This window comes from Desulfallas thermosapovorans DSM 6562 (assembly GCF_008124625.1).
GTDB lineage: Bacteria > Bacillota > Desulfotomaculia > Desulfotomaculales > Desulfallaceae > Sporotomaculum > Sporotomaculum thermosapovorans.
The window spans coordinates 1-13,007 of sequence record NZ_VNHM01000001.1 but is presented as its reverse complement, the minus strand read 5'-3'; the positions used below and the strand labels follow the sequence as shown (position 1 = coordinate 13,007).

At 48.0% G+C, this 13,007-nt stretch carries 10 protein-coding genes and 1 pseudogene; all 11 read right to left on the bottom strand.

Translation table 11 applies throughout. From position 1 onward, the window contains the following. Positions 1-91: 91 nt before the first annotated feature. Complete coding sequence (locus tag LX24_RS00060; RefSeq protein WP_166510105.1) at positions 92-1,315, bottom strand: (Fe-S)-binding protein; 1,224 nt, start codon at positions 1,313-1,315, stop codon at positions 92-94. Positions 1,316-1,436: 121 nt separating this feature from the next. Beyond that, the gene (locus LX24_RS00055; RefSeq protein WP_166510104.1) at positions 1,437-2,276 is read right to left on the bottom strand and encodes an FAD/NAD(P)-binding protein; all 840 of its coding nucleotides are present in this window, start codon (positions 2,274-2,276) and stop codon (positions 1,437-1,439) included. Further along, positions 2,276-3,295 (bottom strand): 4Fe-4S dicluster domain-containing protein, encoded by a 1,020-nt coding sequence (locus tag LX24_RS00050; protein WP_166510103.1) that lies wholly within the window; start codon positions 3,293-3,295, stop codon positions 2,276-2,278. Before LX24_RS00050 ends, LX24_RS00055 begins: the two co-directional genes overlap by 1 nt. 10 nt (positions 3,296-3,305) lie before the next feature. Next, a complete protein-coding gene (locus LX24_RS00045; protein WP_166510102.1) occupies positions 3,306-4,262 on the bottom strand; it encodes a 4Fe-4S dicluster domain-containing protein in 957 nt (318 codons plus the stop codon). Continuing rightward, positions 4,250-4,690, bottom strand: coding sequence for a hydrogenase iron-sulfur subunit (locus tag LX24_RS14880; protein WP_243131567.1), 441 nt, complete (start codon positions 4,688-4,690; stop codon positions 4,250-4,252). The genes LX24_RS00045 and LX24_RS14880 overlap by 13 nt, the downstream gene beginning before the upstream one ends. 22 nt (positions 4,691-4,712) lie before the next feature. Then, on the bottom strand, positions 4,713-7,739 hold the full coding sequence (locus LX24_RS00030) for a CoB--CoM heterodisulfide reductase iron-sulfur subunit A family protein (protein ID WP_166510100.1): 3,027 nt from the start codon (positions 7,737-7,739) through the stop codon (positions 4,713-4,715). A gap of 438 nt (positions 7,740-8,177) precedes the next feature. Beyond that, a complete protein-coding gene (locus LX24_RS00025; RefSeq protein ID WP_166510099.1) occupies positions 8,178-8,972 on the bottom strand; it encodes a methyltetrahydrofolate cobalamin methyltransferase in 795 nt (264 codons plus the stop codon). A 22-nt stretch (positions 8,973-8,994) separates the two neighbouring features. Then, on the bottom strand, positions 8,995-9,942 hold the full coding sequence (locus LX24_RS00020) for an acetyl-CoA decarbonylase/synthase complex subunit delta (RefSeq protein WP_166510098.1): 948 nt from the start codon (positions 9,940-9,942) through the stop codon (positions 8,995-8,997). 43 nt (positions 9,943-9,985) lie between these two features. Further along, positions 9,986-10,744 (bottom strand): ATP-binding protein, encoded by a 759-nt coding sequence (locus LX24_RS00015; protein WP_166510097.1) that lies wholly within the window; start codon positions 10,742-10,744, stop codon positions 9,986-9,988. Between the two features lie 99 nt (positions 10,745-10,843). Continuing rightward, entirely contained in the window at positions 10,844-12,166 is a 1,323-nt protein-coding gene (acsC, locus tag LX24_RS00010; protein ID WP_166510096.1) for an acetyl-CoA decarbonylase/synthase complex subunit gamma, read from the bottom strand. Positions 12,167-12,321: 155 nt separating this feature from the next. After that, positions 12,322-13,007: pseudogene (locus LX24_RS00005) on the bottom strand (acetyl-CoA decarbonylase/synthase complex subunit alpha/beta); the annotation flags it as partial.

Genomic DNA, 13,007 nt, shown 5'->3' with positions numbered 1-13,007 from the left:
CCGTCCTTCTCGGTTTAGAGTCCATCCTGGCAAAACACAGCAAAAGCAAAACAAAGCAAAAACTTTCCACCGAGCATTTTACCGGGTTATATTATTCTTTCTCCGGCATAATGAGAGCTCTTTCCATCAATGAGCACATGTGGATGTTTGGAGACTTGGCTTTCTCAGGATACCATTTGTTTAAATCGTTAAACTGGTCCATGCAGTTATGACAGGGTACGACGACGATCTCTGCTCCGGTGGCCACCACTTGATCTACTTTGCGCTTACCTTTGGCTTTACGAATTTCATTAAACTCCGGCATGGCCATACCGCCGCCACCGGCACCACAGCAATAATTCATTTTGCCATTGGGGTTCATGTCCACGAAATTCTTTACAAAACTCCTGAGCAATTCGCGGGGTGCTTCATACACGCCTTCTTTGCGGGCAGTGTTGCACGGGTCATGGTAGGTAACCACTTCGGTAATGGCATCAGGATCAAGCTTGATTTTACCTTCCTTGACCAGCTCGTTAAGCAACTCAAGAATGTGACGGATGGGGTACTGCTTGCCCTTCCAATAGGTTCTGTAACCCCAGCGCATGGAGCGGAAGGCGTGCCCACACTCGGTGACTATCAATTCTTCGCATTCCAGATCCGCAACTTCCTGCCACAGGGGCATGGAAATAGCCAAGAAGTCATCTGTTTGTCCCGTAAACAGGGCAATGTTGGTGGCGTCCCAACGCTTGGTGCTGATGGTGTAGTCAATGCCCGCCACGTAAAACAGCTTTAAAGTAGTCTGCAGCTCATTGGGATAGTACTTGATATCCCGGGCGTTAAAACCGTAGAAATACTTGGCCCCTTTTTTGTTAAGCGGAATCTTGTAATTGGGGTCGCCCAATTCTTCCTGCAATTCTTCTTCAATCCATTCCAGGGTTTCTTCGTAATCTTCCTGGCTGACGTTCATTTGGTTGCCGGACTCAATATGTTCGTTGGCAATGGTTTGCAAGTAACCGGGGATTTTGTCCTTGTCCCACGTGCCGCGCAATGACCGTACCAAGGCCGCTATGTTTACGTTCATGGGGCATTCGATGGTGCAACGCTCACACATGGTGCAATACCAGATGTACGGGTCGGCATATACTGCATCCTTCATGCCCAGCAGCACTTTGCGTAAAAATTTACGGGGATCCTGGTTTTCGTGAATGTCGGAATAAGGGCAGCCCGCTGTGCACATACCGCAGGCCAGGCAGTTGCTAAAGTCGTATCCCTTTAGCAGTTCGGCAACTTCGTCCCTGAACTTGGGGTTGAAATCGGCAGCTTTAATAGCTTCCATTAGTGGTCCTCCCCTCTTGGTCTTGGCATACAATTGTTTTGAAGTTTTAATTTGTTATAGCGCCTCTTTAATAGCAGTAAAGAGGCGCTATATTTTAATGCTTATCCGGATTTAATGCCTCTTAATATTCATTCGGTAGTTCGTTAAGCTGAGCTCTGGTAAATACCGGACCGTCCTTGCAGACGTATTTGCCTCCTACATTACACCTGCCACACATACCAATACCGCACTTCATACGGTTTTCAAGAGACATGATAATTCTTTCCGCAGGAAAACCAAGTTTTTCTAGAACCGGCATAGTAAATTTAATCATTACCGGAGGCCCGCAAATAATGGCATAGGTATTTTCCGCGCTGGGTGCTACCTCTTCGGTCACAGCGGGGATAAAGCCTACCCGGCCATTCCAGCCTTCAACAGGGCGGTCAATGGTGGTGATTAAATTGATATCCGGGCTTTGTTCCCACGCGGCCAACTCTTCCTTATAAAGCAACAGGCCGGGGTTTCTGGCACCGTAAATTACGGTTATATCACCGTAATCACCGCGGCGGTCGGGGTGCAGCATATAGGTAGCCAGTGAGCGCAAAGTAGTAAACGCGAAACCACCGCCAATGATGACCACGTTTTTACCCTTGAATTCTTCCACCGGGTAATAATTGCCCAGCGGTCCGCGTACGCCGACCATGGTTCCCTCTTCCATAAGGTGCAGTGCTGTAGATACGACACCCACTTTAGCCACTGAGAACTTAAGGAAACCTGGTTCAGTGGGCGAAGAGGCTATACCAAAAGGCGCTTCACCTTTGCCGAACACACACAGTTCAGCAAACTGCCCCGGCATGTAAGGAAAACTCTTTTCGTCTTCCTCACTTAAAAATTGTAGAGTAAAGGTGTGGATTAGCTTATCTTCTGTTTCAGTAAAGTTCTTCACCAGTTTCACAGGCAGCGGTAGATATGGATTTTTCATTAACTATCCAACCTCGCTTCCGAACCCCTAACATCCTCCAGTACCACCCGGATGTCCATATTAACGGGGCAGTTTTTAATGCACCTACCGCAACCGACGCAAGCTATTTCGCCAAAGTTATCAACGAAATACTTGAATTTGTGCATGATCCTGTTGCGATAGCGTTCTTTATTGCTGGTACGCGGGTTGTGGCCGGAGCCATGCAAAGTGAATAGCGGGAATGCGCAGGAATCCCAATTGCGCACCCGGCAACCATTGCAGTCTACGGCGTCGTCTACTATGTCAAAGCAATGGCAGGTGGGGCATAAATAAGTGCAAGCTCCGCAGCCCAAACATTTTTCATGGATTTTTTCCCAGATGGGATCATAAAAGTTGACATCAAGTTTCTCTTTTAAACCATCGGTATTTACCTGGCAGGTGACTTGCGCCTCATCCTTTGCCTTGGCCGCGGCGGCTTTATCTGCTTCCGAGGCAGAGGCAAAACCTGCATTATCAATAAGTGTTTTACCTTTTTCAGTTACCACTTCCACTACATATGCGTCACCGATATCCACCAGCAGCAAATCCAGACCCTTGGTGTCAAAGGGACCACCCTTCACCGAAGTGCAAAAGCAAGTGCTGGCGGGGCTGTTGCAGCCAATACCAACTAAAATGGTGTTGGCGCGTCTAGTCAGGTAATAGGGGTCCTGGTATTTATCGTTATTAAAAACGTTATCCAGCAAAGTAAGGCTTTTGGCATCACAGGGACGTACGCCGAAAACCACCTTTTTCCGGTCGTCTATGATTGATTCCAGTTTAGCACCTTCTGCGGTAACATTATAGCTGAACAGTTTTTCAGACTGCGGGAAAATAATTTCTTTTGCCGGAAGTTTGGTATTGCCGTCCGTAAGTGCAGCATCCGCACCGGAACAAATTTGCTTAAATAATGTGTAAGAGCCTTCTTGCACAGGGGCAAAAACTTGATATTCACCAATTAATTTATCCAGGAAGCTGGGTATGTCATTTTTGCTTACTATCATCAGTTTCACCTCATTCCTTCACCAAGAAAGGTTCTGGGTCGTCGGCTGTGAATGTAGCAAGGGCAGCCTTATCATCCATGTTAACCCCGGCTTCGGCGTTGTACAATTCTTTGACGTCTTTAACCAGTTTACGGGTTAACAGGCGCAAGTTGATGCCCATTGGACAGGCTCTTTCGCAAGCTCCGCAGTCGGTACAACGCCCGGCACTGTGGAATACCCTGACTACCTGGAAGAGAATATTATCCTCCGTGTTTAAGGCACTCTTACCGATCCATTCCGGCTGGTTGCAGTCTACAAAACACTCCTCGCAGTAACACACGGGGCAAGCGTTCCGGCAAGCGTAGCAACGGATACACTTGCTAAATTCACTGTTCATAAACGCACGGCGTTGTGCGGTTGTTTTGGATTCAAATTTCTTTATTTCAGCAAAATCGTCGGTTTCTTTTTCCGGCAGCAATTCGCCCACCAGTTCATCGTATATAACTGGGTTGCCATAACGGCAGTCCTTGCAGGAGTTGTGCAGCAAGTCGGCAACTTTGGCTGTTTCACTGCAATTGTTGCCTTTTAAAGTAGCGGTATCACCGTTCACTTCAATTTCCAGCAACTCTTTACCGCCCAGTATGGCATTTACTTTTTTACGGTCAATCATACCGCTGCAGGGAACACCAATAATATAAAGGTTGTCACGGTTAATTTGATTCTCCTTAATTAAAGCCACGATGGAACGAACGTCACAACCTTTGGCTACCACAGCCACTTTACCTTCTCTCTTGCGCAGGTAATTGGCCAGGTTGTTTTCACAGCCCAAATTCCAGGTCAGTTTATCTGCTTCCTCGGGAGTCCTGGCGAAAAGCGGTGTGCCGCGAAGCGGGAGACTGCCTTCCGCAAAGCCGATAACCAGGTCAACCTTTTGTTCGGCCAGTAACTTTTTGGCTGCGTCTTTGATTTGATCTGCTAGCTTTTGCATCCGCAACACCCCGATTCGCTATCAATTAAGCCCTTGTTGGGGCCAATTTGTTTGGTTTTTTCAGTAACATTTTTGACAATCTCAGCAAAACGACCACCTTCGGCCGCAGATACCCATGAGAAGTTAACTCTTCCTTCATCATAGCCGACGTATTCCAGTAAATCCTTTAATAAGGCAAATTTCCTGCGGGCTACCATGTTGCCACTAACATAGTGGCAGTCACCGGGGTGTCACCCGGAGGTTAACACGGCATCCGCACCGTGCCGGAGAGCCTTGATAATAAATAAGGGGTTTATCCTTCCGGAACAGGGTATGCGTATCACCCGGATATTGGGCGGGTACTGGATACGACCTATACCGGCCAGGTCTGCACCGGCATAACTACACCAGTTGCATAAGAATGCCACAATTTTAGGTTCATATTCCATGATATCCATTTCCCTCCCCCATCTATAGCGCGTTTAACATAGCTACTAATTGTTGGTTGGTGCAACCCTTGACGTTTATTGCTCCACAACGGCAAGAGGAGGCACAGGCACCGCACCCTTTACACAGAGCTTCGTTAACAACAGCGACTTTCTCTGCCTGATCAACTTGCACAGCCTTGGCCGGGCAAACTGATTCGCACTCACCACAACCGGCGCATTTTTTCTTATTGACAAAGGCACATTTACCTTCCACGGAAATGGAGTTCTTGGCCAGTACGGTACAGGCACGTCCAACGGCAGCTTTGGCCTGGCTGATATTTTCTTCCAGGTTTTTGGGCCCGTGGGCCAAGCCGCACATAAATACGCCGTCGGTACCGAAATCCACAGGGCGTAGTTTCATATGTGCTTCAAGGAAGAAACCTTCCTGGTTAAGGGGCACTTTATAGAACTGGCTTAATTTGCTGTTTGTATCCTTGGCTGATACAATGGCAGCAGCCAGGCCTACTAAGTCAGCGTCAATTTCCACCGGTACGCCCAGCACGTGGTCGGTTACGGTAACTTTTATGCTGTTGTCAACTGCTTCAACAACCGGTTTGTTATCCGCCGAGTAACGGATAAAGATAACGCCCTTGTTGCGAGCTTCACGGTACATTTCCTCATAAAAACCATATGTTCTGATGTCACGGTATAAAATGAAAACATTGGCTTCAGGATTTACTTCCTTTACTTTAAGTGCCTGTTTAATGGATTTGGTGCAGCAAATCCTGCTGCAGTACGGGCGCTCGGCGTCTCTGCTGCCAACACACTGGATGAACACAATATTCTTTGCGTCTTTCACCTTGCTGTCGCCATCAGCCAGTAAGCCTTCCAGTTCCAAAAGTGTCATAACACGGTCATTTTGCCCGTACAGGTATTCATTGGGTTTATATTCTTCAGCACCGGTGGCGATGATGGTAACACCATGCTTAATTACCTCACCGCTGCTGATGGTGGTTTCAAAATTACCTACAAAACCCTGAACATTGGTAATTTCAGCACCGGTATAAACGGTAATTTTTTCGTCAGCCTGTACCTGGTTGATTAATTCACTGACAAATACAGATATATCTTCACCGGTCATTCCGTAGCGGATGCGGTTGGCTATACCGCCCAGTACATCAGCCTTTTCTACCAGGTATACTTTGTATCCCTGTTTGGAAAGGTTAATAGCGCTGGTCATACCGGATACGCCGCCACCGATAACTAGTGCGTCATGATTCATGTCCAGACTTACAGAGCTGATGGGTTCCAGTAATGCAGCTTTAGCTACAGCCATTTTAACCAGGTCTTTGGCTTTGGCGGTAGCTTTTTCGGGTTCATGCATATGCACCCAAGAACACTGGTCACGAATATTGGCCATTTCGAACAGGTTGGGGTTAAGGCCGGCCTCTTTTAGTGTTTCCTGGAACATAGGTTCGTGAGTCCGGGGACTACAGGAAGCAACTACTATTCTGTTCAGACCATACTCGGCGATGGCTTCTTTTATTTGAGCCGATGTATCTTGCGAGCAAGCATAAAGTTTTTCAGCGGCAAAAGCCACTCCCGGTAGGGTTTTGGCGTATTTCACCACTTCAGGTACATTAACTACACTGCCGATATTGATACCACAATGGCACACGAATACACCGGTACGAATTATTTCACCGGCGACATCCTTTTCAGCCGGGTATTCCTTAACCTTGGTCAATGTGCCGCGCGCTTGGGCTAGATCTGCAGCCGAATCCGCAGCCGCTGCGCTGGCCTGCATTACAGTTTCCGGAATATCCCGCGGGCCGCTGAAGGCTCCGGCTACAAATATTCCGGGCTTGTTAGTGCCAACGCCGGTTAATGCAGTGGGTTGACAGAAATTAAAATTATTTAATTCCACACCCAGTTTTCCGGCCAGTTCCACCATATCGGAGGCTGGTTCCAAGCCGAGGGACAGTACCACCAGGTCGAAATCTTCATAAGAAATGGTGCCGTCCTCGTTGGCATAACGGATACGACAGTTGCCGGTGCCATCATTGGCATCAACAATCTCGTATATCCTGGAACGGATAAACCGCACGCCGTTTTCCAATTTGGCTTTATCATAATACTTTTCAAAATCTTTGCCGTAAGTACGCATATCCATATAGAAAATAGCCGTATCCAGCGGGTAATGAGAGTGTTCTTTGGCAATCACGGCTTCCTTAATGGCGTACATGCAGCATACTGAAGAGCAGTAACCGTGCTCAATGCGGCAGTTACGGGAACCAACGCACTGAATCCAGGCAATCTTTTGGGGTTCTTTGCCGTCCGAAGGCCGCTGCAGGTGGCCGCCGAATGGCCCGGATGCGCTCAAAATACGCTCAAATTCCAAGCTGCTCACTACGTTGGGAAGCTTGCCATAGCCGTAGTATTCCAGTTTTCCCACATCGAATTTTTCAAAGCCGGGACAAAGAATGATTGAACCGACTTCAATTTCCATAGTTTTGTCGGTCATGGTGTGGTCAATAGCTTGGGCCTGGCAAACTTCCAAACATTTACCACATGCTTTAGGCTTCTTAATTTTTAAACACCTGGTGGGGTCAATGGCGTAAGCATTGGGATAGGCTTGGGCATAAAGCTTGTAAATGGCTTTGCGTTTGTTCAGCCCCTGGTTGAATTCATCCGGTACTTTAACCGGGCATTCTTCGGCACATGACCCGCAACCGGTACATTTCTCCGGGTCTACAAAACGTGCCTTTTGGTTGATGGTAACTTTAAAATTACCTGGCTCGCCTTGAATATCCATTACTTCAGCATTGGTAATGGTGTTAACATTCAAGTGTCTCCCACAGTCAACCAGCTTGGGAGACAGGATGCACATAGAGCAATCGTTGGTGGGGAAGGTTTTGTCCAGCATAGGCATAGTACCGCCTATGGCGGGGCTTTTCTCAACCAGGTACACATAGTACCCTGACTCCGCCAAATCAAGCGATGCCTGTATACCTGCGATACCTGAGCCAACTACCAGTACAGCACCAACTTTATCAGGTTTCGTACTCATCTAAGCATCACATCCGTCCTCCTAGATTAGGCGTCACAGCAAAATATAATAAACTTGCGCCGGGGCCAATAAGTTAATACGAATAAACCGAGTGCCCAGTCCGGTTATCCAGGGCACACTTAATCCCGGTAAGTTTGGCTAAGTTACATAGGTATTATGATTTTACTTGCTTTGATCAGGGTTACATAAAATAACTGTAGATATTAGGATATATACTTGTATACTCTTATTTTTATCAATTTGTTTGAATAATCTCTGAATTAGTTAATATACCGGGATTATGCACGCCTTGTCCATAGTATAATATCTACTTCTTGGGCTGTCAAACCGTTTAAAAACGCCAGACCGTGTCAATTGCAGTAATCGTTATGAAAAGGCGGTTGCAATTAACCGCCTTTTCTATAACAAATCCGGCTTTATTTTGACGGTCTGTTTTGGCTACCGGGCGCGGAATGTTTTCAAGAATGAATCGCAGTAGATTTCTTTATTTAGCAGTATATTGGCTGCTGCAACAGCATCCAAAAGCTCGTCGTCGTCCACATCGGCTATGGCTGAATCAAGACCACATGCCATGCTCATGATGAGGAAGGTGCGGTTGATCAGGTGCCGGTTGGTGCAACGTTGGGATGAGTTACTAAGACCCATGGTAGTGCGTGGCGCCGGGTCGGCCAGAGTTTTAATTTGCCTCAATGTTTCCAACACTTCCACACCATGTTCCTGAGCTACGTTGCAGGGCAGCATGAGCGGGTCAATATATAAATCTTCCATGGGCACACCGTTCATATCACAGTTGACAACTATTTCCATGGCCAGGGCAATTCTGTCAGCAGCGCTCTTGGGCACACCCTTTTCATTCATGGCCAGACCGATAATGGCGGCGTTATATTTAGCGGCCATGGGAATATAGATGTCCATTTTCCATTGATCCGCAGTCGTAGAGTTGATCATGGCTTTGCCCTGGTGCACCTTAAGTCCTGCTTCGATGGCATCGGGGTTTGTGGAATCAATGCAGCACGGTAGCGGAGCAGCTTCCTGGGCGGTTTTGACCAACCATTCCATAACGGCAGGCTGATCATCTTTCTCTACGGTCGGGCCGGTGTTGATATCAAGATAAGCGGCACACTTTTCATACTGGCGCCTAGCCCAGTAGCGGACCGGTTCCGGGTCCTTGTTCTGAATAGCTTCCCGGATGTCCTTAAACATGCCATTGATCCGTTCACCAATAAGGATCATGCTCTTAGCCTCCTCTTATATATTAATAAACATTGCTCTCCATCATTTTGTCTATATGCACTTTAACTTGCTTTACTGTTTCAGGGTGACGCACTACAAATATGGACCCGCCGGCTTGGGCAAAGGTGGTGGTGGTAAGAACTTCCCACAGGATGGCCCTGCGTTCCTGGGCACCCCATTCGGGAGATTCGTCATCCGGGCTTTTGGCTTCTTTAGCTTTCCAGGCTTCCTGACCAACAAAGCAGATAACCGGCATGGCCAGCATTTTGTCGCCCATCAGTGCGCCAAGCCTTGCTCTTTCCATGATGGAGTAAGCATATTCGATACCGTAGCCCAACGCACCAACCAGCGGGTCAATGGCGATACGATTGGCCGGCAGGTTCATTTCAGTCATTAAAATATTGAGCTGTTTGGCCAGGTTAATGTCCAGCGGGCTGGAAGCTATTACGCTATGGCCGTTGACCATGGCAGTGGCTGTGATTGTCTTGTAGTTTTTCTCAGTTGCGCAGCCAATCAGGCAATTTTTACCGGCCAGGGCTTCGCCTACTTTTTCCAATACTTCGGCGTCTTTTTCTTCCACACCGCAGCCAATGATGATCAGAGGCACGTTTACAGCTTCGGCAACGGCTTTAGCTGTGGCGGCACAATCTTCCGGCGATGCGTCTTTATAATCGGGGTGCGCGCTCATTAAACGTAAGGCGATGGCATCTGCTCCATATTCGACGTTCTTTTTGGCCCAGGCCACGGGGTCGGCCAGCACACCTTCAAAGGGTGTTTTTAAAATTTCCGGCCAATCTACCGGTTCCAGATCCCAAACTTCCAGAGCTAGAATTGGTTTATTAGGGATGGTACCTTCAAAATGCAGGAAGGGCAGTGTGCTTTCTCCGCCGACCTTAACAGAAGAATCGGCTCCCAGCACCATTTCGCCCACCTTGCTAGTCCATTTTTCCTTAGCTATAGTAACAGCCATTGGTTCCGCTCCTTTCTGCGTTAGAAAGCATTATATTGCGGTGTTACAGTATGGCGGCTTTTTTTAATATGTCATTAACAACCGCCACCACCGGTGAGTCATCGGGCAAATCAATTAGAGGTTTACTTAACAGGTCGAATTCCATAACTTGTTCATCCATCGGTATGGTGCCGATCAATTCAAGACCTGTTTTTTCTATTTCAGTTTTAAGTGCATCGAAATTACTTGTGTTTACCCGTGAAACCACCAAGTACATTTTTTTTATGTCCAGTTTTAAATTTTCAACCAAATCTTTTACCCTGCCTGCGGACCTGATACCGCGCGCGGAAGAGTCGCTGGTAATAAATAAAACATCAATGTTCTGGGTGGTACGCCGGCTTAAATGTTCCATGCCGGCCTCGTTGTCCATTACCATATAGGGGTAATTCTTACTCAATTCAGCCACAAATCCGCGCAACAAGTTGTTGGCGTAACAATAACAACCTGCTCCTTCCGGGCCTCCCATCACCAGCAAGTCTACATTGTCACCTTCGGAAAGGGATTGGTGTACTTTGTATTCCACGTACTGGTCTTTGGTCATTCCCGCCGGCAGGGGATCCAAGTTGTTATTAATCCGAACCAAAACATCTGCAATGGAACCTTCAATTTCCATGCCCAGAGCTTCGTTTAAATTGGCGTTGGCATCCGCGTCCACTGCAAGAACAGGTTTTTTACCTGCTTTTATTAATTGTCTTATGATAAGAGAGCATAATGTGGTTTTACCTGTACCACCTTTTCCAGCTACTGCTATGTTAAATGACATATCGCGCATCCCCCTTTTTGTTATATAAGCTATTATAACTCATTACAGGATAATCATGGCCACATTGCTCAAATAAAGTTAAATTATCAGCAATATTAATTAGGCATTCCAGCGTTGTTTGATAAATGAAGGAATACCTGCTGATTCACGCGGGCCTACCAGTACTTCCCAACCGCTCAGTTCTTGCAACTTACCGCTCAGCACGGCCACGCCACCGGGGATGATCAGTTTCTTATGGGAAACTTTATCTGCGACACCGCAGCTGTTAAGCATTTCGGTAATTTTCTCCGGTGTGAACTTGCCTGCCGCCCAACCGGTCAGTACGGAGATACCGTCAGTGTCTACAGGCATAATGTAAGCGGAAATACGACCGGCTTCCACGTCACCTTGTACACAGAAATAAGTCAGTGAGAAGTTGGTGGTTACAAACACCGGTGCATCCGGTCCGGGGGTGCCAACTTCATACAATTTGGATTCCACAGCAATCGGTTTTTGTGGGTCGGTGTAAATGTTCAGGCGCAGGGTGATCAAAGGCAGTACATCGGCGGGATCGGCGGTGTTTAGCACCACGATACCGGCGTATTTAGCAATGTAAACGCCTGCATCAACAATCGCCTGGATGGGATCGGGATTATCCGCAAAAGTGATGGTGGGATAACCAAACGGGCGGAACTTTTTAAGGGCCTGGCGGCGAATCTGGGTTTGATCGGCCAGCACCTTGTTTACTTCCCGGGCACCGGAATCCAGAATAAGCTTCTTGTAACCGGCCTTTTCCACCAGTGCGGCCAGTTCATTGAGATCTGCACCTTTTACCACCAGCGGTGCATCGTATTTTTTCGCCAGGGCAAGCATGGCATCAAAATTGGCAGCGTTGGCACCACAAATAAGCGGTGCATTTTCCCCGGCTACTTCCAATGCTTTTTCCATGGCAGTGGCATCTTCAGTCATTAGTACCAGCGCAAAATCTGCACTGTCTTGCACTGTTTTAACTGCTTCGGCAAATTTTGCGGCATCACCGGAAGCGTTATTGACGGCTACCAGGTTGACTTTATGAATTTGTCCTACGCGGTCAAAAACCAGTTTGTTAATGGCCGCAACCTTGCCGGCAATATCGCTGTCATTGTCATTAACAGTGATGGCAATGCCGGTGGGATGTTCAAAACGCTTGTCGTGACGGAAGAGCACAGTTTCATTACCCAGCTGTAGTTCCTTATCGCCTTTGCCAATTTTAACCAGTGCTACCGGGGGAGCGGAAGCAGAATCAAGTGCCTCCTTGGCAGCGTCACTTACGTGCGGGCACTGATCCAGACTTGCTTTACCACTGGCCAGCTGCATGGCAAAAGCCAAGCAAGTCGGTTGTCCGCAATCTTTACAGTTGGTTTTAGGTAGTTGTTTAAAAATCTCTAAACCTGTTAAACCCATTACTCCAAACTCCTTTCTACAATTGCTTGTCATATATACGGTCACAATCCGGTGGAACTTCTTTTGTTGGGGACATACCTCCGCTGGAGGTATGTCCCCTTTCTTTAGATGTCCACCATCAATGCGCCGGTAACTCGAAAGGAAATGCTATATTGTTACATTAGCGGATCCATAGTCAGGGCGGGGTGTCCTTTCTCTTCCAGGAAGGACATGATTTCCTCACCGCTGGTGCCTATGGTCTCGTCAGCTATTTTATCCACAAATTCTTTGCCTAAACCGGCGTTTTCAGCAGCTTCCTCCAAGGCGGTCCGCAACTCTTCCTTCAGTGCCTTGGGCATCCAGACCAGCCTGCCCAGGCCGCCGTCGGCGGGTACAAACTTGGGTGAAGCCAGGTATGATTTACCGATACCCATGAAGCCGGGCATCTGGGCACCGCCGCCGATGGTACCGGCCAGGGTGGAGAAGGTCATACCGGACGGGGTCATGCCGCCATGCTCCCGGTTAACCACCATGAAGCCGTTGCACTCGGGCACCATGGCCAGGATACATTCGAAGCAGCCGCAGGAGGTCATCGGGTATTCCATGATGGTGTAGAAGTTAACAGCTTCAATGTTGCGTTGCGAGTTGTTATAGGTAAATTCGTTGAAGGACTTCCACTGGCCCTTGACATCGTCAATGACGCCTTCCTTGGGAATGGGCTGGTTAGCACCGTGCGGGTTAATTTCATAAGCCGCCTTGGCATCCAGCCAGCTCACCGCGCCGCACAGGCCGACCCGCTCGGGGGCGATGACGCACACGTGGGTGGGCGCAAAGCTCTGGCACAGGGTGCAGGAATAGAAGG